This is a genomic window from Idiomarina aquatica (genome assembly GCF_003987185.1).
Taxonomy (GTDB): Bacteria; Pseudomonadota; Gammaproteobacteria; order Enterobacterales; family Alteromonadaceae; genus Idiomarina; species Idiomarina aquatica.
Map to the genome: position 1 here is coordinate 19,949 of NZ_PIPS01000001.1, position 23,703 is coordinate 43,651.

At 43.1% G+C, this 23,703-nt stretch carries 24 protein-coding genes and 1 pseudogene; 5 read left to right on the forward strand and 20 right to left on the reverse strand.

Features of this window, described 5'->3' with window-relative positions; translation table 11 throughout:
* Positions 1-61 precede the first annotated feature (61 nt).
* On the forward strand, positions 62-2,221 hold the full coding sequence (locus CWE23_RS00120; protein ID WP_126819055.1) for an AAA family ATPase: 2,160 nt from the start codon (positions 62-64) through the stop codon (positions 2,219-2,221).
* A gap of 512 nt (positions 2,222-2,733) precedes the next feature.
* Here the strand turns inward: CWE23_RS00120 and CWE23_RS00125 are convergent.
* The 3 genes from CWE23_RS00125 to CWE23_RS00135 all read right to left on the reverse strand — a co-directional run bounded on the left by CWE23_RS00125 (position 2,734) and on the right by CWE23_RS00135 (position 5,857).
* Positions 2,734-3,840: a hypothetical protein gene (locus tag CWE23_RS00125; RefSeq protein ID WP_126819056.1), complete on the reverse strand. Its 1,107-nt coding sequence runs from the start codon at positions 3,838-3,840 to the stop codon at positions 2,734-2,736.
* A gap of 208 nt (positions 3,841-4,048) precedes the next feature.
* Positions 4,049-4,684, reverse strand: coding sequence for an EF-hand domain-containing protein (locus CWE23_RS00130; RefSeq protein WP_126819057.1), 636 nt, complete (start codon positions 4,682-4,684; stop codon positions 4,049-4,051).
* A gap of 588 nt (positions 4,685-5,272) precedes the next feature.
* On the reverse strand, positions 5,273-5,857 hold the full coding sequence (locus tag CWE23_RS00135) for an alpha/beta hydrolase (RefSeq protein ID WP_241970499.1): 585 nt from the start codon (positions 5,855-5,857) through the stop codon (positions 5,273-5,275).
* A 398-nt stretch (positions 5,858-6,255) separates the two neighbouring features.
* Between CWE23_RS00135 and CWE23_RS00140 the strand changes: the two genes are divergently transcribed.
* Complete coding sequence (locus CWE23_RS00140) at positions 6,256-6,723, forward strand: GNAT family N-acetyltransferase (protein ID WP_126819059.1); 468 nt, start codon at positions 6,256-6,258, stop codon at positions 6,721-6,723.
* A gap of 173 nt (positions 6,724-6,896) precedes the next feature.
* Here the strand turns inward: CWE23_RS00140 and CWE23_RS14005 are convergent, their stop codons facing one another.
* Positions 6,897-7,052 carry a GFA family protein gene (locus CWE23_RS14005; RefSeq protein WP_476702816.1) on the reverse strand — a complete coding sequence of 52 codons (156 nt, stop codon included), beginning with the start codon at positions 7,050-7,052 and terminating at the stop codon, positions 6,897-6,899.
* 104 nt (positions 7,053-7,156) lie between these two features.
* Here CWE23_RS14005 and CWE23_RS00150 point away from each other — a divergent pair, with 104 nt between their 5' ends.
* Together CWE23_RS00150 and CWE23_RS00155 are read left to right on the forward strand one after the other, a co-directional pair.
* Positions 7,157-9,211 (forward strand): TonB-dependent receptor, encoded by a 2,055-nt coding sequence (locus tag CWE23_RS00150; RefSeq protein WP_126819060.1) that lies wholly within the window; start codon positions 7,157-7,159, stop codon positions 9,209-9,211.
* Positions 9,212-9,222: 11 nt separating this feature from the next.
* Positions 9,223-10,347, forward strand: a complete 1,125-nt coding sequence (locus CWE23_RS00155) for a PepSY-associated TM helix domain-containing protein (RefSeq protein WP_126819061.1) — start codon at positions 9,223-9,225, stop codon at positions 10,345-10,347.
* 25 nt (positions 10,348-10,372) lie between these two features.
* Here CWE23_RS00155 and CWE23_RS00160 read toward each other — a convergent pair.
* Positions 10,373-10,731 (reverse strand): annotated as a pseudogene (locus CWE23_RS00160) (DUF924 family protein).
* Between the two features lie 319 nt (positions 10,732-11,050).
* Here CWE23_RS00160 and CWE23_RS00165 point away from each other — a divergent pair.
* Complete coding sequence (locus tag CWE23_RS00165; RefSeq protein ID WP_126819062.1) at positions 11,051-11,503, forward strand: hypothetical protein; 453 nt, start codon at positions 11,051-11,053, stop codon at positions 11,501-11,503.
* Positions 11,504-11,685: 182 nt separating this feature from the next.
* Here CWE23_RS00165 and CWE23_RS00170 read toward each other — a convergent pair whose 3' ends face one another.
* From CWE23_RS00170 to gapS1, 15 genes are all read right to left on the reverse strand, one after another.
* Positions 11,686-11,934, reverse strand: a complete 249-nt coding sequence (locus CWE23_RS00170; RefSeq protein WP_105306346.1) for a hypothetical protein — start codon at positions 11,932-11,934, stop codon at positions 11,686-11,688.
* Between the two features lie 92 nt (positions 11,935-12,026).
* Positions 12,027-13,262 carry a M1 aminopeptidase family protein gene (locus CWE23_RS00175; RefSeq protein ID WP_126819063.1) on the reverse strand — a complete coding sequence of 412 codons (1,236 nt, stop codon included), beginning with the start codon at positions 13,260-13,262 and terminating at the stop codon, positions 12,027-12,029.
* A gap of 179 nt (positions 13,263-13,441) precedes the next feature.
* Complete coding sequence (locus CWE23_RS00180; protein WP_126819064.1) at positions 13,442-14,386, reverse strand: glycerophosphodiester phosphodiesterase family protein; 945 nt, start codon at positions 14,384-14,386, stop codon at positions 13,442-13,444.
* A gap of 69 nt (positions 14,387-14,455) precedes the next feature.
* Positions 14,456-14,758, reverse strand: a complete 303-nt coding sequence (locus CWE23_RS00185) for a hypothetical protein (protein ID WP_126819065.1) — start codon at positions 14,756-14,758, stop codon at positions 14,456-14,458.
* A gap of 820 nt (positions 14,759-15,578) precedes the next feature.
* The gene (locus CWE23_RS00190) at positions 15,579-15,944 is read right to left on the reverse strand and encodes a cupin domain-containing protein (RefSeq protein ID WP_126819066.1); all 366 of its coding nucleotides are present in this window, start codon (positions 15,942-15,944) and stop codon (positions 15,579-15,581) included.
* Between the two features lie 97 nt (positions 15,945-16,041).
* Entirely contained in the window at positions 16,042-16,254 is a 213-nt protein-coding gene (locus tag CWE23_RS00195) for a hypothetical protein (RefSeq protein WP_126819067.1), read from the reverse strand.
* A 302-nt stretch (positions 16,255-16,556) separates the two neighbouring features.
* Positions 16,557-17,222, reverse strand: a complete 666-nt coding sequence (locus CWE23_RS00200; protein ID WP_126819068.1) for a DUF4145 domain-containing protein — start codon at positions 17,220-17,222, stop codon at positions 16,557-16,559.
* A 114-nt stretch (positions 17,223-17,336) separates the two neighbouring features.
* On the reverse strand, positions 17,337-18,035 hold the full coding sequence (locus CWE23_RS00205) for a hypothetical protein (protein ID WP_126819069.1): 699 nt from the start codon (positions 18,033-18,035) through the stop codon (positions 17,337-17,339).
* Positions 18,036-18,150: 115 nt separating this feature from the next.
* The gene (locus tag CWE23_RS00210) at positions 18,151-18,456 is read right to left on the reverse strand and encodes a hypothetical protein (protein WP_126819070.1); all 306 of its coding nucleotides are present in this window, start codon (positions 18,454-18,456) and stop codon (positions 18,151-18,153) included.
* Positions 18,457-18,546: 90 nt separating this feature from the next.
* The gene (locus tag CWE23_RS00215) at positions 18,547-19,245 is read right to left on the reverse strand and encodes an HNH endonuclease signature motif containing protein (RefSeq protein ID WP_126819071.1); all 699 of its coding nucleotides are present in this window, start codon (positions 19,243-19,245) and stop codon (positions 18,547-18,549) included.
* 102 nt (positions 19,246-19,347) lie between these two features.
* Entirely contained in the window at positions 19,348-19,530 is a 183-nt protein-coding gene (locus CWE23_RS00220; RefSeq protein ID WP_126819072.1) for a hypothetical protein, read from the reverse strand.
* Positions 19,531-19,554: 24 nt separating this feature from the next.
* Positions 19,555-19,806 (reverse strand): hypothetical protein, encoded by a 252-nt coding sequence (locus CWE23_RS00225; RefSeq protein ID WP_126819073.1) that lies wholly within the window; start codon positions 19,804-19,806, stop codon positions 19,555-19,557.
* 83 nt (positions 19,807-19,889) lie between these two features.
* On the reverse strand, positions 19,890-21,023 hold the full coding sequence (locus CWE23_RS00230) for a DUF3800 domain-containing protein (RefSeq protein WP_198678787.1): 1,134 nt from the start codon (positions 21,021-21,023) through the stop codon (positions 19,890-19,892).
* Between the two features lie 38 nt (positions 21,024-21,061).
* Positions 21,062-21,634 (reverse strand): hypothetical protein, encoded by a 573-nt coding sequence (locus CWE23_RS00235; RefSeq protein WP_126819074.1) that lies wholly within the window; start codon positions 21,632-21,634, stop codon positions 21,062-21,064.
* 427 nt (positions 21,635-22,061) lie between these two features.
* The gene (gapS1, locus tag CWE23_RS00240; RefSeq protein WP_420809951.1) at positions 22,062-23,696 is read right to left on the reverse strand and encodes a GapS1 family protein; all 1,635 of its coding nucleotides are present in this window, start codon (positions 23,694-23,696) and stop codon (positions 22,062-22,064) included.
* Positions 23,697-23,703: the final 7 nt, after the last annotated feature.

Below are 23,703 nucleotides of genomic sequence, written 5' to 3' on the forward strand. Positions count from 1 at the left end.
CACAAAGGTGCGAGCATATGCTATACAAGATTTTGTGCAAACTGAATTCAATGGATTGATTATGCTATCTAAAATATCTCTTAAAGGTGTTACAAGTTACTCTCCGACCACGCCTTGTGAAATTATAGACCTTAACAAAAAAGTAAATCTTTTTTTCGGGTTGAATGGTTCTGGAAAAAGCACTATTGGAAACTACTTGCAGTCTATATCAGAACCTAACTTTTCAGAATGTTCCGTTGAGCCCTATCCTCTAGAAGCAGAGGTTATTGTCTATAATCAGAAGTTTATTGAAGACAACTTTTACCAGAAACCTAGCCAACAAGGAATATTCACCGTAGGCGAAGAAAATAAAGAAATTCAAGAAGATATTGAAAAAAAGCTAGTAGAAATTGATGAGCTTGAGTCAAGGTTAAATGAGATTGAAGAAAACGCAAAAAACAATACCTCAGAAATTGAAAAGCTTGAAAATCAACTACGAGATAAAGTATGGAAGCACAAAGAACTACAAAAAAGTGATACTTTAAGATTCTGCTATCAAGGAAAAAATACAAAAGCAAAGTTTTTGGAAGAAGTTTTGAAACATCCAGAGGAGCCTATTAAAAACCTGAAAGAGCTTGATGAATTAGCTAAAAATCTAAGTGATGATACTTTACCAAAGCCTCTGCATCGCATTTTAGATTTCCCTATGTCAGCTTTAGAACAAGATCCCGTTTTACAACAAAGCATTGTCGGCTCTGATGACTCTTACCTTTCTTCACTTGTAGAAACACTAAACAACTCCGACTGGGTTAAAAAAGGAATGGTCTATGTAAATGATCAGGATGATTGCCCTTTTTGTCAAAGAGCCCTGCCTGATGGGTTTAAGGTACAACTGGAAAAACTCTTTGATGAAACCTACGAACAAAGATTGAATGATTTAGAAAAGCTCAAAAATGATTACCATAATGCAATAACTTTGCTTTCTTCAGATGTTGATTCGCTAAGATCGATAGACGAGAATAGACTGACTACGTTACTTGAACTACTTGAAAGTGAGGTAGAAAGCAACGTTAGAAAGATAGATTCAAAAATTAGTAGTCCTAGCAAAACTGTACAGCTAAAAAACACTGCAACGATAATTAACGAGATCAATGAGATTGTCTCAGAGTTAAACGAAGAAATTCAGGAGTTTAACGCACGCCTTAACGATAAGGAAAAGTACAAAGGAGAAATTAGGGATAACTACTGGAGGAATATTTTCGATGTAAATAGATCTGCGATAGAGATTTTCAATGAAAAAAAGCAGTCAAAAAATAATGAATTATCTGCTCTAAGATGCGAATACAAAAAAGTAAAAGTAAAGAAAAATGAATCTAAAATTGAATTAACAAAACTTCAAGAACATTCTTCAGGTGCTCAGCTGTCGATATCGGTAATAAATACGCAACTAAAATCTCTAGGTATAACTAGCTTTTCTATAGTCCCATCCCCTGAAGATCAGGGTTTGTACAGAATATCCCGTCAAAACTCGTCTGAAGAGGAAGTCTACGCAACGCTTAGTGAAGGTGAAAAAACTCTCCTTACCTTTTTATATTTTATAGAATCCTGCTACGGTTCGAAAAACAAAGATGAGGCTGTCGTCCTTAATAATAGGATCATTGTAATTGACGATCCGATATCGAGTTTATCGCATAATTTCGTATTTGACATTGCATCGATTATCCACCATAAAATTATTTGTGAGAATTTCCGTCAAGTTTTCGTGCTGACTCATAACATGTATTTTTTCCATGAACTGCTTCTGTTGAGAAGCCCTGTTCCTACTAATAATATCAATGATTATAATCTTTTCAGAGTTTCAAAATCAGACTACTCATCAGTTCAAAAAATGGAAAGGAACAGTCTACAAAATGATTATCAAACATATTGGCAAATTGTAAGAGATTGCCGTGATGGATTAATGAGTAGCAACATGCTTCCGAATGCAATGAGAAATATCCTTGAGCATTATTTCAATTTCATTCATAACAAAGGAAAACTGAAGACAACCCTTGAAGAGCTTGGCGAAGAAGTCGTAGAGTTCAAACCGTTTTTTAGATTTGTAAGCAGAATGTCTCACTCAGATGCTGTTAACCTTTTTGACACAGGGGCATTACCTAAAGACAAATATCTAGAAACATTTGAAGAAATATTCAGAAGGACAGGATTTCACGATCATTACAAGCATATGATGGAAGATTAATTAGCTGCCGCTCATTTTAAACATTATCTATTTGGCAATGAGCGCATGTGCTGACACACATCTTCCCAGTTGCCAAAACGATAACGTTGATATTTTCTGACAAGAACCGTTTTACGCTTCATATCAGTTACCTCGCATATCATGCGACAGTGAAGACCACTGACAATCCTTGTAAACCATTTACAAGCGGTAATTGGATTAAAGGTTGTGATAATTTGAGCGGCAGCTAACTTCGATATTACCATTATTTGTGAAATAAATGAAGTATATTGACCCTGAAATCAGTTGTACCTATAACTAGAATTTTCGGGCTCAACTAATTTATTAGATCCACCATTGTGCTCAAACCGCTACTTGAGCCAGTGAGGCTGATTTTAGTATCTAAATTTGAAGATAGTTAATCTTGTTTCATTTCGCACGAACGTCCGCAATTCGCTCACAGTAGGCTATCAGGTTAGTGCCAGGAGAGAACGCTGACTCTGCACTCTGAGATAAATTCGAAACGCAACTTATCATGGCTGGACTTTGTTAGGGGAGTCTGCATCAGTTTCCAGTGCTTGCGATACATAATTAACTAGAGATATTGTCTTTAAACTATTAACCTGACTTCCGTAGTCTAGTGACTCTCCATGCAATACCATATGCCTATTAAGCAGATTAAACCCCTCTCCTCGCTCGTGCTCTGAGGCGCCTATTGGAGTGCTTGCTGCCAATGGGCTTAATAGTGCGGCTTTGTATGTGTCCGCGGCTACTTGTTCGACATAGATCGCTGTACGAGGCTTTTTGTCTTTATTCATAAATAAGTATTGATCGACTACTTCTTTACATATTCCATCTGTTTGAGCGAGCAAAACAGGGATTGATAAGAAATAGTCTCCGTTGCGATGCGCCTTGAATGCCGAAGCTATGATATGCGACCTATGAGGGAATTGAGCATTAAAGGAATTTTCTATTTCGTCTAACTGACTTTCGAAATACTCTACAAGTACTTCCTCAACCTCATCGATTTCGCCACTTGAGAGTGCGTTCTTTATTTCCCATAGACTAGGAAGCGGCATATTGAAATCTAAATACCAACCATATTGAGCTAGCAATAGCAGAGCTTCCTGTATTTTGGGAGGAAGGTCTCGAAAAGAACCCTGTAATTCGTCAAAAGCGGGGGTAATAATGCCTTTGAGAGATTTCTGGTATTGCTGTATTTGCTTTGTAAAAGGGCTTAAGTCAGGAACTTGATAATTAGGTATTTTTATACCTTCAAACGCATTCTGTAATTTCCTTTGCTGCGCCAAGAAAGGCTCCAAGTGAGCCTTGAGCATTCTCTCCGCATCAATAGTTGGGGGCAAGGTCTTTTCTAAGGCTCTCTGAGCTTCCATAACTGGTTTCAGCTGTTCCTGAAGACGATTTGATATTTGCTCCCATTGCTTGAGGTGTTTCTCAAGCCCATCCATTACGTTCCCTTTCATTATTACGAAACCCTTTGATTCCTGCCGCTCATTGTAACCGGAGCTTGAGCGCAGCCGAGGAGACCAAAAGCGGTACTCCTTCTGAAAAAAGAAATAGCTTTTTCTGTATTCATAACTCTCCCTGAAATCTAACAGCGTACTAAGTCGACCTTGCATGATCGGCTTCTCCCGCAAATTAGACTACCTTGTAAGGTCAAAAAATCCAATGTCTGCTTCTCGCTCACAGCCGACTATCGGCTTGGTGCCAAAAGCGGATCTTCAACGCTGCCATCACCCGTAACTGACCAGAGTGCCTTTTGTATTAAACTGGCGCTCGCGCCAAGCACAAAAGGCGCGGCGGGAAGGCATCGGGTGGATGGTTTTGTTACAAATCGGCTTCGCATATTGGAAAACGAGACCCATTTTGGTCAAACTCTATTGCCTTCTCGAAAACCATTTTCACTTCATTTCGGATCGGTTTATAAAAAAACTTATTCCCCAACAAAACCAAGCAATTATTGTCGATGTCGAGTAGCTTAAAAATATGCCCGATGGGATCATCTGCCAATGTGTGGTCGTCAACTATTGAGCTAGGGAAGAACATACCAGCTTCGTTCTCTAATAAGTAACCATCTAATCGCTCATCGAAATGTTCCCAAGCGTTTCGCAAATCCCGGTTGTACAAAGGGGAAGACTCATTGAGGCCAAAGGCACCACAGAGCTTCTTTCCACGATTTATTCTTAGCTTATTTTGCTGAGCTTCTTTCTTCTTACCTTTTGGCGATGGCCAGAAGTACCTTGAAAGTGCAGCAGCATGACCAACAGCCTCTTGTACTATCGAAACAAGATAATCAGGAGTTACATCCTGAGTTTTAAAGTGCTCAAACCTATCAAAGGATTCCAAACAGCGCCCTGCTGAGTATAGGATCGAGTGTATATAAAACGATTCATGGGGAAAATGGATTCCACCACATTCATTAGCTATACGTTCTGCCCTTTGTTCTTTTTCTCCTAAATCCATAGCCTGAGCTTCCTCAAGAGTTGTAACAATCTTAATTTACGAGCGATTCGGTCGTTTTTCTACCGCGAACCGTCTTAACTTTCTACTTAATGAATTTTTATTATATTAGATAACTTATTGCTACAAATAGCTTTATGCCTTCAAAGCCCAAATTGCTTTGGGATAAAAACGAGCAAATCGCTCGTTTTCCTGACTATACGAGAAACTTGCAAATGGACAGCCGATCAGGGAAAAGGTCGAGCGTCTGCAAATCGCTCCTAGCAGACTAACAGTCTCCTTATCAATAACTCTGAATAACACGAAATAGCTTCTTAGTAAGACCAACACATAGCATTGTCATGACCGTAACAACGAAGAACTGCCCAAACATTTGAAGTGCGAACTTGGGCCAAAAGTTAATTTCTTCCGTGAAAAGTGGATGCCAAACGTATATCAACGTTAAGCTCCCCGGGAAGAGTAACACCTTGGTGCCAGGCATAGGGCCGCCGAGAACGTCGTATAAATTCCAACTCAACGCAAAGGTCACTGCGCCAACAACGACTGAGATTAACCCTGCCCATACCGCAATAGTTCGCGTTTTGGTTTTCATTATGAATCAACTCGACAGCCGGTGCCGTTCAGGAAATTAGCGATAACGTGAGTAATTTCGTCTTTAAGCCATTCGGGACCATAATCCGTCATGTCGTTGTGACGAGACTCTGGTATTGCTGTGACGCATATACCGTATTCTTTTGCCTCATTCTTTGTAGGCAATACGCCGTCGTCAGCTGGGTAATCACTACCTCGAATGGAGAGGACACTGACATCGTCTCTTCTGGGAAGTGGAACACGCCGATGATCCAGTGTGATAACGGTGTCGATGTAGTCCTTGCCGTCATTTGCAAGCCAGGAAGAAATATCCCCACCATTTGAATGACCAATAAGCAGTAAATCATTGAAGTTATATTTTTTATATGTAGGTGCCAAATTGTGTTTTACGAAGTCGAGTGTTTCGGCGCCTCTCATCCAGTTCTCTCTTCGCGTTTCATATAAATTACCCGCTACCGACAACGGGGGATCGTTCTCTAACTCATGCCCAATTGCTACCACCATATAACCGAGGTCGTTTAGTTGCTTGGACAGAAAAGTGTATTTTGTATGCGATACGCCATAACCAGCGCTGAGTAATGCCACCGGGCACTTTTGAGTCTCATCGCAATTTTCCTTCAGATTAGGGTACGAGACTTCTATTGGGATATGCCGGTCTCTGGATTTATCGTAAATCGTATCGCCTGCGAAGCTTAAAGCACTGAAAAGTAAACTTGCGCATAATATGAGGAGTTTCAAATTTATCATCCTTTATGATTTGATTCTGGGGAATGGCGCGTTTTACAAACGGCGTAAACGTATCACAGTGTGTGATGGTGCCATCAAAATCGAATAAGGCAATGTCCATATTTATCCAGTCGCCCTATACTTTATACGTTTCACTATGTAACCTCTTCCGGCTGCCGGAGTCACCCCATTGGAACGTTTTGAAAACGAACGATTACGGCAGAGTTCTTTATAAACTCCCGATACAGGCCACCAGCATGATTGGAATCAGAAACTACAGACCAGCGGATGCGTCGGCATTGCGGACGATTTTCTCTGACACGATTCGACGGATAAATGTCGCTGATTACTGTGAGGCCGAAGTTGAGGCGTGGGCCGCCGGCGGTCGTGACTGCTCGGTATGGCAACAAAAAATGGACGCTATTGCACCGTTTATTGCTGAGGCTGATGGTGAGATTGTCGGCTACGCTGATCTTCAGCAAGACGGCTTAATTGACCACTTCTTCTGTCATCACAACTACCAGGGCAAAGGTGTGGGTCGACGTTTGATGGCGCATATTTTTAGCGTTGGTCAGTCACTGGGCATCTCGAGATACTATTCTATGGTAAGCATTACGGCCCGGCCATTTTACGAGCGGTTCGGTTTTAACGTCGTTAAAGCGCAAACGGTTGAAATTGGCGGGCAACGGCTTCGTAATTTTCACATGGAGCGAGTCGTCGATTAAGCACCCTGCCCCTATTTTGTCTGGAGAATCTAGACGGACTGCGCTGTCAGTCATTGGCTTATTATCGTGCAACCGGCGATCAACTCGGTCCAAGTTTAAACGCTGGTAACTCAGGTAACGCGTCTTCCCAACCGGCGCTGCTGGATGTAAAAACATGAGCCGTGGGCGATAAATCAGGCCGGTTGTCGAGAGCCCCTGCTGGCACCACCAACAGCCCCCCCGGTGTCCTTTTGGCAATGCTGACAATGGCAAAGGTAAAAGCGGTCGAACTCACCGGTTACTTCAAATGTCACCTTGCCACACAGGCAAGAGCCTGAATACGTCGTCATGTGTGCTCTTAATAAAAATTAAATAACAAATATTGCAAATACGAACAATTCTCACTAGCATATCCTCCTGAATCTTTTTAACACCGTCACGGAAGGTAGCAATAATGAATAAGTTCGTTTTAACTGGTGTGGCATGCGCCCTACTCAACACGCCAGCGTTCGCTCAATCAAAGGACGCGGAATCTAAAGAACAATCGCCAAAAAAGGCGATCGAAAAAATTGAAGTCGTTGGGGCATCAACGAACTTTAGCGTTACCGCAGAAGATATTGAACAGTTTCAAGCTAACGACCTCGCTGATATTTTTCGTGAATCGCCCTCGGTTAGCGTGGGCGGCTCTGTTGGTGTTGCACAAAAAATTTACGTTCGCGGATTGGAAGATGCCTATCTGAATGTAACGGTCGACGGTGCCCAACAAACCTCAACCCTTTTCCACCATATCGGCCGTGTCACGCTTGATCCTGATTTACTAAAACAAATTGATGTTCAAGCGGGTGCCGGTGAAGCCACCAATGGTCCGGGCGCTATTGGCGGTGCGATTCGCTTTAAAACCAAGGATGCGCAAGACCTGCTGAATGAAGGCGAGCAATTCGGTGGACGCGTCAAAGCCAATTACTTTTCAAATGATGGAACGCGTTACAGCGGCACCCTATACGGTAAGCTGAACCCATCGTTTGGGCTTTTGGGCTATTACAGTGCGGTTGACCGCAACACGATGGAAGACGGTGACGGTGATAAAATTTACGGAACCGCTGCCGAGCAAGAGCTCGCTTTTATAAAAGCCAGTGGCGATATCACCGATAAACATTATTTGTCAGTCAGCCTTGAACAGCGTGATGAAGAGGGGCAATTTTCCGCCCGACCTAATTGGTTCGTAGAGGAAGGCGCGCCACTTTATCCAAGCGCAGCAAAACGCGATACCTATGTTGCAAACTACCGTTTTGATCAGAGTGAATCGATCTATTTGGAGGCGACCGCTTACCACACCCAGTCTTCATTCCGTGGCGGCCGCTTCGATTGGCTGGCCAACATCGACACAACCGGTTTTGATTTACGAAACACCACCGATCGTCTCTACCACAGTTTTACCTACGGTGTTGACTATCGTAAAGACGAAGTGGAAAGCGGACCAGCGAGCGGACCTATGGAAAACGCTGAAGAAAGCAGTGTAGTGGGCATTTATGCGCAAGCTCATAGCAATATCACAACGGACCTCGTGTTAAGTTATGGTGTGCGCTTCGACGATTATGATTTTCAGCAACGTATTCTTCTTGATGAATATTATGGCGAGCCCGTAACAGACACAGCAGCTGGGCTCGATGATAGCGAATTAAGCATCAACGGTGGGCTTTCCTATCAAATCACGGACGCCTGGAAGTTCGGGTTAAGCTATGCTGAAGCCGCTCGCGGTAAAGAAATTGGTGACGGCTTTACCTTGGATGAATACCTTTACGACGGTGACGATGTTCCTGTTGTCGGCAGTGATGTAGTTCCTGAAACGGTTGAGAATATCGAAGCGTCGATTGAGTACAGTGTCAGTCGCTTGAACACCAAACTGAGTATTTATCAGTCAACCATTCACGATGTCATTTTTAGTGGTTTTGGCGGCACGTCAATTTATAACAACATTGGTGACGTTGAATCAACCGGTATCGAGTTGAATATAGCCTACCGCTGGGACAACCTCGATTTGTACGTTGGCTTTTCCGATGCGGATGCCGAACTAAAACCACGCCAGACTCTTTATAGTCGTAGCTACGACTCTATTGATTTAAACGGCTATGAGTTTAACGGCTTAGGTAACAGCCGGGGTAGCACCCTGGTACTCGGCGCCGATTACTTTATTGACCGTGATGTAAGTATTGGGTTTAACGCGAAGCACGTTGACAGTATTGCTATCGAAACCCTGCACCAAGCACTCGAAAATGGCTGGACCGATTCGTTATATACACTCAATAAACCAAGTTATACCGTACTTGATATTTACGGTAAGTGGGATATTACTAGCGATCTGTCCGTTAATCTAGCCATAACCAATTTACTGGATGAGCTCTATATTGATCACTCAAGCGTTGGTGATTACAGCGACGTATTCCCTACCGTCATTGGCCCGTATGAAGCCGGTCGCGACGTCCGTTTGTCGTTAAGTTATGACTTTTAGGCGTCAACAAAATGGTCAAACTGCCTAATTCGGTAAAGCGGTGGATCTTCTGGATCCACCTTACCGCCGGAATGATCGCGGCGCTGTTTATTTTTACCATGTCAGCAACTGGTGTTTTACTTACCTACGAACGACAGATAAAAGAGCTTGCCGAAATGAGTTATGCGGTTGAGCCAGAACCTGACAGGCAGCGCATAACAACTGACCGTGCCGTGGCGATATTGCAGGAGCTTCATCCTAAAGAACCTCATATTTACGTTCGCTGGGTAAACCGTGACGGCGCAGCGGTACCGGCATGGGCTGGACCCAATAGCTACTTGTTGCACCCTTATAGTGGGGAAATACTGCGCGTCGGTGAAGGCGCCGTGGCCGAATTCTTCCACATTGTGACCGATTTACATCGGTACCTGTTACTCGACGGTGATTACCGTAGTATCGGCAAAGCCCTGAATAACTACGCTAACCTGGCGTTCATTTTCTTGCTACTTAGTGGTCTTTATTTGTGGTTGCCTAAGCGATTATCTCTCAGGTCCCTAAGGTCGCAAAGTTGGCTACCCAAGCGCTATAAAAACGCCCATCATCGAAATCGTCAGTGGCATTTTGTATTCGGCATATGGTCGTTGCCCGCGCTATTCGTCATTGCAGTAACCGCAACACTGTTTCACTTTGACTGGGCAAACAAAGCGCTTTACGGCTTTTATGGTGAGACCGTTCCAGTACCTGAAAAACATGAGCCAGTCACATCACTCGCTCAAGGCCAAATAGCTTATGAAAAGCTGTTCGAACGCGCCAAACACCATGCCAAAGAAAATGACTACGGCGACTGGTATTCCATGTGGATGGAAATTGGTGAACACCCGCACGAAGCCCGATTTTACATCGATAAAAGCATCGGACACAGACAAGAACTCGCGTATTCTCTGTTTTTCGACTCCCGCACCGGACAGGTCACTGATGTGTTGCGAAAAGAAGACTGGTCCATGGGCGATCAAGCCTGGGGCACCGCGCGATTTTTACACACGGGAGAGTATTTTGGCATCGTAGGACAAACCCTTGCAGGGTTAGCATCCCTCCTCGCCTGTATTCTGGTTTATACTGGCTTTGTGTTGGGTTTACGACGTATTCGACGGAACTGATAAAAGCCCCCATGTCGAACGATCGCTAAAAACTCGAGCCGGGCTGCTGCAGAAAGGCCAACTCTTCTTCACTGGAAGTACGGCCTAATATGTCGTTACGGTGCGGGTAGCGGCCTCCTGCGTCAGCACCAACGCCATAGGGTCCTGACTAAAAGCCATCGGCGTGTCGCGATAGACATTTCGTGAGAACTGATCAAGCACAATAATTTCGGCCAAACGCCCTTCTGCGCTGTGTCGCCAGCGCCAGCACTCTCCCGCCGCAGCAGCCACTAAAATGTCGCTAAAACGCGTTTTTATGGTGTTATCCAGCGCATCGCTCTTGGCAAACCATTGCTTGGATGTCAGCTCGTCGAACCAGAAATCGATAACAGCTTGCGGATTCATTGTTGTGCTCCTGATGTAGACCGTGATGATAGTTGAACCAGACGTCGATTTGCCTTTGCTTTATAAAGAACTTATCGTAGTTACACTATCTTGACCAACACGGATGTGCTTCAATTGCTTTTTCTCCACCTCGGTTAGCAGGGAACAACCACTTTACCTTTTATACTGCATTTATAAACATCCTACTTTAATTTTTCGTTGTCTTTTAACAGTAAATGACTTAAAAATACAATGCAATTACGAAGCCCAGTCATCGTCGTTAAGGAGTGCACAGCGATAGAATACTTCACTGCGTGGGCGGCGAATCAAGGATAAATTTGTGACAAAAATCACTCTTGTTAGAAGACCATATAATTTCGGAACAGTGTGTGTTGTTTTTATGGTCTTTTTCATAGCATTTCTACACTTTGCTGCCCCTGATGTTCCCCCAGAGCTAAAGTTTAAAGCTTATTTTTCAAACGTTTTCGCTTGCATTGCTCTAGTTTATGTAATAGGAAAAGCAATACTGTCATTCAAGTTGCCGAAATCAGTCACTATAGATTTTAAACTCGAGGAAATTAACTTTAGCAGCGGGGAAGAGTTTTACTTTAAAGAGGTAGAGCAATTCATTCTTGAAAATAGATTTGGCTTCCTTAGTTTGAAAATAAAATCTAACCAAAGGCAAGTTTCTTTAGAAAATTTTTATACTTATAGTTTTGATGAGGAAGACCATCTAAAGCGCGAGTTTAATAACTATAAGAGCTTTACTTACGTCGAGAGGAATAAGTTCTAACACTGGACTCCAACAGTAATCTGTTCGGGAGAAATTGGCGATTCGTGTTCGTTTGCCGATTAAAAAAGTTAGAGGATTTAACTCACAACCACCGTTCGGCCAATAACTGACGAAAGTAGCTGGGGTCATCGGCAGGAGCCATAGGATCGTTGTTTCTGCCCTGAAACGAGCAGGCTGCGGTATCAATGCTCAACGTCACAATAACCTGCGCTTGAAAAACGCTCGATCAAATCGTGCGCTTTATCCGGACGTCCCATATTCACATAAATCTGAGCCAGTGTTTGCGGTTGGTCAGAGAATTCAGCCAGAATGGTATTCACTTCGCCATCTCGTAACATTTCGGGAATGGCATCAAATATGCTTTCCTGAGCGGACAAAGCATTTACCGATAATGACAGCGCGATGGTTAAATACGAGATTATTCTCTTCATTGTGAGCTCCATCGTTAACTTCCTCCTAGACATAAAACCTATCATTCGGTGAGTGCCTTGCTTTAATCGATGAGCTTCCTGATGTAGACGCTTTAACTGCCAGCCAGTAAATCCCGAAACCAACGTTCGGTATCGGCATCTGCGAGCGATGCTATTTTTGTAAGCAGCGCTTCGGTTTCTGTCACGTCATTGGCCATGTACCAGTCGACAAGTTCATTAAAATCGGTTTCTCCCAACTTGTCTTGCAACTTCATCAAGGCAATCGGCCCGAGGCCATAGTTTACTTTGTGCGACGCCCTGCGATCGGCATCCGGACGCCAGACAAAGGCCTCACCCTTCGCACGGTTCTGCCAGCCTTGCACTATGTTATTAAAAGCCTCTTTGCCATAAACCCGCTCAATCTCTTGTGCCGAAATGTATTCCGCGAATGACTCAACCAGCCAGTAGTCGTGCGACATGGCGCTGGTGTAGCTGGTCCAGTTATGTGCCAGTTCATGACACAAATATTGGTGAGTATGAACGTCAGCCCCCAGATTCTGAATACTGAGTGAAATGTAATTGCCTCGGGCAAAGCTGGGTCCTGCGCGTTTGAGCAAAACGGTTTGTGCGCTTTCCAGCGGTGCCAGCTTGCCGAAACGTTGGTTCATCTGCTTGAAACACTGCAATCCCGTTCGCGAGACCAATTCGGCCATCTCGGCATTGCTACCGTCATGAACAACCGTAAAGCCCTCTTTATCGAGGCGGGCAGGCTGCTTCTCAGCATAAAGCGATACATCTATTGTGGGGTGTTCACTGCTGATTTGGTACGACCGTTCGCTGCGGGTCACGGTGCCTGGCCCAAATACCTGCCAGTCGTCGCCCAGCTCAACCGAAACCGTCCCGGTAATTGGCGTCGAGAAATCGCTGAACACCGGATGCCAGGCCGAATCAATGCTCAGGTGTAGGTCATTGGCAGTAATAAAATTACCGTGCTGAGCCTCATTATCAATCGAGCCGGCGTACTCGATGCTTACAAACTGAGGCTCGCTATTGCCCGCCTCACTGAATTTGATAATCACCTCATTCCAAACGGGCACCTTATTCGATTGCCCAATATCAAAGGAGCTGATGTTTTCCCCGGTTACCGACTTTACCGAAAAGTTTTGATTCAGAAATAACGCCACGGCACCGTTGGTTATCTGCTCGACGGGTATCTCCAATGTCGTTACCGCAGTTAACGCTGAATTATCGGGTGAGAATGCCAGCTTCGTCTGATATTCAACGGGCTCCGATGCCATGGCAGCACCGGAGAAAAGACAGAACGCTAATGCGCTGACTCGATGTTTCATGTTTCGTCCCTGATGATGGTTAACAACATTTTTGTAACAATACCATTCGCTCACATGAAATTCATCAGGTAATAATAAGGCTATTACTTTAACTGCTACATCAGCAGCAACAACTCGCTGACCACTAATTCCGGCTCATCAAATTGCACAAAATGACCGCTTTTTCCGTAATGACCACTTCAATCAATCTGAGCTGAATGAATAAAGTCACGATCGCTGGTCACAATACCTACCCCTTGATTTATAAGGTTTACAAAATCCGGATTTACAGCGTTGTGTTTAGACCACAGGTAAACCTCCGTGCCATGATTTTGCATTCTTGAAGCAAGTTGTTCGGGAAAACCCCAAAAATAGTTAGTCATGGAAGGAGGTATAAGCAGTAAAGTGTTCTTACAGGATTCGGGGACTATGCCTGCCCAACCGACGATCAGATAATCAATACCACAGCTTTTAACGCTGCCAACACTCGCTACGCGGACTTCTGGTGCATTTACATCAAACCACCGAACGCCTGCTGAAGACGTAATCACCGTAGTATTTTTGCGTGAAAAGGAAGACATGCTAGATAGGTGAGAAGATAAAACGTTAAAAGAGAGCTCGTCGTCATTTTTCAAGTTTAACCAGAATATTTGCTCCGGATATAACGCGTAAAAGTCGCTTAATTTAGATATTCTGAAGCCCTTGTTTCTAAACGGAAACGTTTTACCGCCATCTGATGTGTAACCGTATCCCGCGTCAATCTGTTCCAGATCAGCAAAATCACTTTCGCTCAAGGGGCCGGTTCCATCAGTCGCACAATCCAGGGTCCAATCGTGAAACACAACAAGTTGGTTGTCTCTTGTGCGGTGTACGTTCAGATGAACGACGTCAACTCCAGCTGCAACCGAAGCCGCTACAGCCTCTCGAGTATTTTCGACGGTATTCACGCCAGACTGTTTAAGGGAGGAAGCTGTGCAGCCAGTCGTTTGCAACGTCTCATAATCAACTAAGCTTCCACCTCCGCGGTACGCTACAACATACCCCTCCTTTTTGAGGTCAGGTACAAGCAACACGGCATTTAACACACCCACTAACACCGCAAGAAAAACAACGCCCAGCATTACTTTAACTGTCTTTTTTAGCATTTAACCGCTCTCCATGCGGACCAGATGTATTTATTTTTAATTTTTCGTGTTTGTTGGTGACTGGTGAGCTCACCCCCTTTGCCGCCTCGGAAACAATTTGGATGCAATAAAATCAGCCCATAGCGTAATAACACCCAATAACACCGGTACAGCCACGTCAAAAATACTGTCTAACGGCCCAGGCGTACTTTCTTTGTCGGTAGCATAGGAACCAATAAGCTCTATTCCGAAATAAAAAAGACAAAATACAGCAATATAAGAGAGCGCACCCAGCGGGTACTTAAGTCCAATGAGTCGATTGACCAGGACGACACCGCCAATAAGAGCGATGGGCAAAACGATACGAAGCACTTCTGTAAAAAGTTCTGACATTGTTTAATACCTTAGGTGGTCGTGGTTCGGCCACGGTTTAGCTCGTCAGACTGACCGCAGGTTTCTAGTCGAGATTCCAATTCCGACACTCTCTCATCAAGCTCATCTATCCTTGCGATGTGGTATCTGTGATAAAAACCAAAAACCGTAAACATTAACGAACTGAGTATCAGATCACCACTATCCCCTTCTATCAGTATAAACAGCAAAAAAAATGCCACTAATGTTATGATTAGGGGGTGGTTAGGGTTAATCGGTAATTTATCGACTTTGTACACGTTCAGTCTCCTTTCTGACGTAAGATTGCACATAAAAACAATAAGCTAAAGAAAAAATCGCTATTCGTTTACAATAGTAAACTTACCCCGTATTGTTTCAATGATTTCTGAACAGGATAAATCAGTGAGACAATTTCTTTTAAGAACCACAACGATAGGTATTCTTTTAAACCTGCCGCCACTACTGGCACAGCTTATGACACTGCTTAAACTTGATATTACCCCTATCATTTTGGCAACGCTGTTATGGGCAAACACCCCACTACAATACCTCGGTATGGCATCAATCTTCACTCAACAACAGATAACCTTCGAGGAATGGGGTGTGAGCCAGGCCGCTCCTGTGGTTTGGGTGTCGGTCGTATTGTTTTGGCTACTCCTGGCAGGCCATATCAGCGCTATAAGCTTGCTACGGATAAGCAGAAGATAAAAAGCGCATAAATGAGCCGGTCAAGCAGGTTGATATCGCTGATGCATGACACCTGTCGGTAGCGAGCAGGACTCTATCAGCTTGAGATTTCGGAACCAGGTAGCGTTCATCATCAAATCCAAACGTCATTTTCAGCGGTTTTACGGCCCTTTTCATCACCAGTGTTGACCACACCCCGCGGCTCGATCAATAACACCTGCGCCTCTTGCTCGGCGTAAGGCTTATGTTCAACGCCCTTTGGCACCACGTACATTTCACCCTCAGACAGCTCAACATGGCCGTCTCTGAAGTCAATGCGCAGACGCCCCGCAAGCACAATGAAGGTTTCATCGGTGTCCTTGTGGTCATGCCAGACAAAGTCACCTTGCAGTTTCACCACCTTGAACTGGTAATCGTTCATCTCGGCAATCACTTTTGGCGACCACTGTTCAGTAAACAAGCTGAGTTTTTCTTTAAAGTTTATCGGTTTGTGCGGCATAGGGGTCCTTTAGGTTTAGTCTGGTTTGTGCCAGGAGCGGACGTTAACGCCAAGCTAAGCGGCGCGCATTAATGCGCGTCCTTGCTTGAGCGCCATGTTATGTGTTTTCCGCTTGTTTTTTAAGTATTACATCTTGGTATCTTTGGATTTTTAAATACCAAAATAGAAAGCCAATTAAACTTAAAACTAGCAATATTGGACAGCCCCAGTTTCTTAAAGCTCTATAGTAGTCCGAACGTTTTGCGACTGAAATAGCTTCTAGGCCTTCTGTGTGACCTAGATCGTTTGCCTTTTCTTGCATGATTTTCATGTCTACTTCAGGTTTACTCTTTGCGTAACCCTCGAGTTCATAGAAACGAGTCGTTGATGTTTTCGATAACTCTATAACAACTTCTCTTGCTTTGTTTTACATGAAGTCGGCGTAGAAGAATAATGCACCAGCAAACATAAAGCAGAATATAGCGAAGAATTTGTAAAGACTATCTGTTGGTGCGTTTGTCATTCCTAGTTGCATTTGTCTCAAACTCCTTTTTTTACACATAACGCCCTGTTAAGGTGCGAGCAACGCATAGTAAAAATGCCACGCGCTGCTAATCACCCTTAAACAGATTGCTAAGCATTTTTCTCTCTAGTTCTTCGATCGCTCTCTTCTGCACTTTTTCTAGGACCTTCTGGAGTTAATTCATATAAAGCTGCTAACTCCCTAGGCTCTGAGATACCTTTTTTAACTATGAAGTTTAGTAGTTCAAACATCTTGGATGCGACTTGATCAAAATCGTCCTCACTCATCTCACCAGGATGGACCGCATTGTTCCCTGCAATTCTAACTGTATCTGCCACCTTTACGACAAGGGGAGGAATTACATTTTTTTCAGCCAAGCTTCGGATGTCTTTATTAATATTTTCGCCAGCCTCACCTAAATGTTTACATAACTTTTGAAGTCCAAGTCGAAGAAGTGCGGCTGCAGCCCTAGGTGAGCGAGAAAAAATGCTAGCAGCCTCTAAATAATCAATTTTTACATTATCAGGCATATCTAACTCAGGTTGCGGGGCTGATGATACATCAGGGTAAACCATCACTCCATCTGACACAGAGAAGCCACTGAAGCTTGTTCCTCGCCAGATAGATGCTTTTTCGCAACATGAGCATGATGCTTTTACTATGTCGGTGACATAGTTCTTCTCATCACTCAGCCTTTCCCAAGTCACATGTGAGAAAGTCCCACAAAGAGGACAGTGAAAGGATTTTTCACCAAATTTTGGTGCTATGTACTGCATATTATTCCCCAGATGCTTAACACCACGTTAAGGCGTGAATTAACGTGTGCTATGTTTGAGCGAAGCGAGTTCAGCACGCGTTTACGAATCGCTCTTAAACGTTTTGTTATGCTTTTATCCGTACCAGTTTATGTATTCAACCATTTTCTGTGTGTGTTTTCCTATTTTATTTTGAAAGTAATCACTTGAATCTTTTGAGATCTTTGAGTAGACAGATAGTAGTTCAAAGTACATTTTGTCTTTCGCCTCACCTTTAGTTAGGTGATTCTCTTCCCGCCACTTGGCGATCTCTTTTATATTTCTTTGAGCATCAGCTATTTCTTTGGAGTACTTATCCCTCAATGTAAACTGAGATAGTTCCCCAGTAGCTGATGAAGAACAGTAACTATCAACATCAGATCGTAGTTCTGAAAAGTATTTCATATATTCTTTTTTACCCATCAAGAAATACAGTTTTCTATACGAAGTTGTAAGGCTAACTTGCGTATCAAAAGCATCTGAACTAGTGAGGTATTTATGTCCTAAACACTCATCCAATGCTTTATTATAGATTTCATAAGTTTCTTCTGAAACTTTCGCAAGTGGAGTAGCCCTAAAAATTTCCAAAAATGGCGACTTTGAATAGTGATAGTGCAACTTATCCTGCCCATCCAATATAGAGAAATAAACATCACACATTTTTTCTTTTGATGCACCCTTTTGAGTTTTCCCTTGAAAGTAAATCAATAGAATGACACCTGCAATAATCTTTAGAATGATGTCTATCACTGGGTAGATAACATCTTTAAATAAAACTGTTTGTTCTGGTGTCATTTGATATCCGACTCGAAATTTACAATTGAAACATAACGCCAAAATTTAGCGCGGAAAGCCGCGCAGCGGGTTGACGTCGCAGCCAACGCTTTTTGCTGGCGATAATACTTTTTTGTTATGTGACGATTACAAAAGCCAACACCACAAAACAGATTAATAAAGCCCACGGGAATGGCGATGCCCACCAACTTAAGCTTTTTGAACTTGAAGCTTTGGCACTCTGCCGCCAACGATCTTTTGATTCTTCAGTTTGTTTATAGCGTTCTCTAAGCTGCGGCCCCGGGAAAATATACACTACTATTCCAAAAAATATTGCGTACCAGCCAGCATCTGAGAATTTTGGCAAAAAGGCCAATATCAATACCCCAACAATCAGTAATACGCTGCCGGTGATGATGTCATTCTTAGTTGGTAGTTTCATCTTAACGAGTCACATAACGCTTGCAGCATTCGTTGCCCTTGGACTGGAGCCGAAGGCGCAATGTAATGGGTGTCGCCATGCCTGCACTTGTTATGCCCCGGTTTTTGTTTCGACATTCGATATTGATGATACTAAGCTCTTCACCCTTTTAAGATTTACTTGAAGAACCAAATCCGTTACGTCCAAGCCTCCACTATGAATTGCGTCATGACATTGCCTGCACACAGCCAGAAGGTTATCCTCTTCTGTTGCGCCCCCCATTTCCCTTGGAATTAGGTGATGTAGTGTAACCTCCGTTTTAATACCACAACAGCTACACCCATTGGCCTTTAGCTCATCACGCTTCTTTTTCCCGGGACGACGGGCAGCCAAAGATTTATTTTCAGGCAGTGATGGGTTAACGACCCCCTGGACGCTGTTCAACGTGGGGTGGAACTCTGCGCACTTTGGAGCCCACCGTATTACAGATCCGGTGTGCATTATAACTCCGGGTGGAGTAACACCATTTAAAAGTTGCTGAAAAAGTACAGCCGCACTCAATTCACCGGCTACTATCCACTTAAAGCCTTGATCTTTGAACTCTCTCGCGGAGCTAAGTGATTGCCAGCGAGGACCTCGTAGCTCCCGGGAACTTTCGAATCCGCCAAAAACTGTATCGGAGCCTATTGAAACGGTGCCGTCAGGCTTTCGAGAAAGATGCACAAGCAACCATTGATCCTTTTCTCGCAAGGCTGATTGAACTTCCAGCCTAACGCTATCTTTAATCTCTAGAGATTTGTCTTTTTCCACTCACGCTCTCGATGATTGCATAACGCCCGCAGCACGCGCGGCTTTGTAGGGGAGGCGAGGCCGTAGCGGGAAAGCCATCGCTGTGCCTGCGATTGTTATGTATTACTTGGATTTCTGATAGTCCTCTAGATCGGGCAACTCGTCAATCGGCGGCTGCACGTCACGGTCGATGTATGTCTGTGGTTCAAGAGGGATTGAGTTACCACCTGAATCAACCACTTGGACACTATGAATAATTCCATCGCTAAAGCGCTGAACGTACAAACCTTTATAACTACTCGCCATACTTTGTCTCCTTCCGCGTTTGGCCTACAACATACATTGCTTCTGGACTAAGCCAGCCCCGCAGACGTTCTGGACGTAAACATCAACCTCACATTGTTGAGTCAAATTTTTAAATGTCTCACCCCTCATGCTGTAAAAATCGGGGTAAGAAACGAAATCGCCGATTTCCGGCTCATTGGAATCCAATAGCTCAAAAATCACATATTCGCCTGAGCCATCAATCTCAGCTGCATACGTTCCCCTCACGAGGTTAACAACTTTCACTTCCGCTTTCATCTCGACTCCTCGAAATTACATAACGCCCAAGCTCAGCCGACCGAAAAGCGCGTAGCGGTTTTTGGGTCGGCTGGAGCGCCTTGTTATGCATGTGACTCAATTCTACATGCGCGAATAACTTCAATTTTTGACATTTCCTCATAGGCATCGGTGGAACGTAAAAAGCCTATATTCTTATCACGCGATCTATCTATTAACCATAAAAGCAAATCAATATTATCTCTTTGAATCTGGCTCAGAGAGCAAAAGTCAGAATGTATTTGAACTCGGTTATTGGTGTTTACATAACTGTATAATTTACCAATAAGTCCAACCAGAACATCAGATAGCTGTATCAATTGGTTTGATTCTGAATCAACGAAAACAAAATTATTGAGCTCTTTTGAGTCATACATAATTTTATATTCTGACAGCAATTTAACTATTGATTCTTCATTATCAAATATGTGTTGAGAATTTTTAAACATGTAAACAGGACGAAGATAAAATTGGGAGAAATCGTTTATAAGAACAAAGTCGTCTGCATCCATAACAAAAGGCAGTGAGTCTTTCTTTTTTGCCTCTTTCAAAATCTGTCTAAGCGACTCCAGGCCAAAATGAAACTCCACATCATCAAGGTAATCCGTAAAAAGATCACTCATATCTTCAATAAATGACAAAACTTCATTTTTTTTTATGTTCGGATAACCATATTTGCGAAATAGAGAAATCATCGAATCAATTTCAATTCTTGCCAACTTATACAGGTCATTCTTCATCGTATTAGCAAACTGAGGGCCCAGCTGTTGACTTACTTCCGAAAGTTCAACCGCTGAATCGACTATATCAACAATTGACCAGTAGAGAATATTCAAGCTTGAGTAGTGGATATATAAACCATTACTGGCAATGTACTCGAAGAACAGCTTAAGTTTTTGCGAGCTCAAGCATTCAATGAAACCTCCCTTTGCAATATGTTTAAATTTAACCTCTTTGACTGATTTCTGTAATTTGAAGCTATCTATGAGAGATTGAACATCAGGCGCGGCCCCTTGATACACTAACCCACCCAACACAAAATTATCTGTAAAAGTGGAATTAAAATCTGACTCCCTCAGGTAAAATTTCCTTATATTGTTAGTTTCGTCATAGCAAAACGTATACGCACCATCGAAGTTAGCCGATGGGTCTAGCATTTTTGTGTACTTCCTGACGTCACTAATATCAAAAGTTTTCATTAAATCTTGCCGATTCGATTTTGTACATAACGTCGAAATCAGGCGCGCTCTTTTTGCGTCGGCTGCATTTCATTGTTAGCTTTATATGACTCTTCGATCTTGTCGATCAAATTCTGCTCCACTTTACGTTTAAATCTCTGCCCAACTGACGTGTGAACAGTAACTTTCAACGTTTTGATTAGCTTAGGAGAGTCATCTCCCACTATATATTTCGGAAAGCGTACCAACCAATCTTCGCCTCCTCCTGAGTAGAGAAAGGGAATCATAAAGCTTGCTTCTTCGCCTTCGTGAAGTGTTTTAGGTACATCATCGAACCCCGGATATCCAAAAGTTTGCAGCATGTACTTTTTATTACGCCACCGCCCCACCTCCCAGCCTACATGTGTAATTTTAGCCGGGCGAAGGCCGACATTGACTACTCGAATAGAGCAATAGTCTGGAGTTTCTTTAGAGCCTGGCGTAACGAGAATTCGGTGACCTGCAGAAACTTTAAGCTTTATCATGTTCTGGTGCAGCGCAAACCAAAGTGAAGTTACTACAGCACCTACGGTTCCAATCCCCGCAACCCACGTACCGATAACAGACCAAAGTTGAAGTGTTGTAGGATCCATATTCACTCTAAGCTAACATTTTTATATTGTGCATGCGCATTTAAAAACTCGCCCAATTGACAGTTTTCGGTTAGTAACTTACTGATCAAGCAGGTATTCCTGACTTGAAAGGTTCCGAGTTAGCAAAGACAATTTGAGCATGCTCAGTTACACTCTACCGAGCGCACAATATCCAACCTCTATTTTTTGTTATGTCATTGACAGTAAACGACTTAAATACACAACACAACAACAAAACGCGCAATATTGCCGAAGTGAATGTGTCGTGCATCGCTAGCGACACCCACACATACTAATAACGGGACGGCTAGTCACTAGTTGGAGTTGACTGAAAGTCAGAAGGTCCGCTTTTCGCCCATAGCGGTCGTTGATTGAACCTCGGTAAGACTCTAAATTGTGTCGTTAAACTTTGGCTTTATTGTGTCTCCTATTGCTCTGACTCAGACAGTGCTTTTCGAAAGGAGTTATATACATAAGTAAACTCATTTACTGCTACTACGGAATCAACGGCTCCCAGTTCACGCCAATAGGCTGAGTTATGCTCCCAAGCTGCTTCTAGCTCTCTAAAAGTCGAGTCAAAAGATTTTTTTACTCTGTCACTTCCGATAGGTGATGGATTATCAAGCTGAAGTTCTTGTCCGAACTCACTGACATATTGCCTCATATTAAATAGCGGCTCTTTGGTGTTACGATTTTTACAATAATCCAAGAATTCGAAGATTGTGACTTGCCCCTCTTGCAGCAATTGTATGACACCTTCAAACTCAGCTATAGCAATATAAAAAACATTTTCGAGTTTAAACTCGTTTCCAACCGCATCATCAATCGACGAACCATAATCCTTTCCTAGAAGGTCACGAAGGCGCTGTCCGCTTCCCACAAAAAAATCTTGGTGGCTGATGACCAATATGTAACGATTTTCTGTTGAGACAAGATGGTCATACTTTGATTGATTTAAAGCGTTCGCGCACTCTCTAGCTTGTGTTAGTGCTCCAATTAAATGGTCACGAAGCCTTTCTTTAATTACCCTTGGGTTCTGTGTCGACAACACGGTTTGTTTAGGTTCAACGGATTTTGCATCGACAAACAGGTTTTTACCGTCAGAACTGTAAAAGTAATCGACAACTTTGCTGTTTTTAATTTCGTCATTGTACTGCTTTTTAAGACTATCCTCTTGTACCACAGCGAGGCCCGATGTAATAAAGAGATCGCTGATATATCTTTCAAAGGCGTGACTAAAGGGTTTGCGGAAAGAGTTACCATCGTCGTCACAGTCCTTCAAAGTTCGCAGAATAAATTCACTTAAACCAATGCAAGCAATGTAAGAGTGCGTTGTTGATACACCAGAGGGCAATAACAATAGCGGTGTGCCAAAAAATAACGACTCTGTAAAATAATCATCTGAACGAGGAGGACCGCTATCTACCCTTTTTAATTTAATATTTTTACCCAACGTATCAAGCTCATTACCCACTAGCGTAAGAAACTTCACTAGTGTTTCCAGTGAGTAGCTAGGATAAAGCTTAGATAGAATGTATTCATATGTAATTTTTGTCTGCTTAATAGCGAGCATGTCGCTGAAAGCAAAAGCAAAAAAAAGTGAGAGGGTCACAAAATCTTCAAATGGTATCCCTGTAGCCCTTTCGAAAGCACGGATAGGTTTTGGGCTCTTATTATATTCAAGCAACAGTAGTTGCATTCGTGCTAAAAAATACAGGTGGGTCACTTGGGCTGACTGAAAGCGCAATTGCTGAATCAAGAAAGGGCGCATTGTAAGCATCATAGTTTTATCAGGATCAAATCGAATAGCCTCGTTTTGAAGGTTCCATAAATCATTTAGTATTACTGTCAACTTTTGCGAATCAGCTACTCTGGCATCGGGGTCTTCATCTACCTCGAGAACAAGTTCCAGCATCATGCAGCTAAGCCAAGGGAGACTTGGATGATCACCAAATGACGACTCTGGTAGATGCAATCTTTTCATTAGGTGTTCGACTAGAGATGCTCTAGTATATTTAGACAGCCTGCGCTTTATTGAATTGACCCTATTTGCGAAACTCATCGTTTAC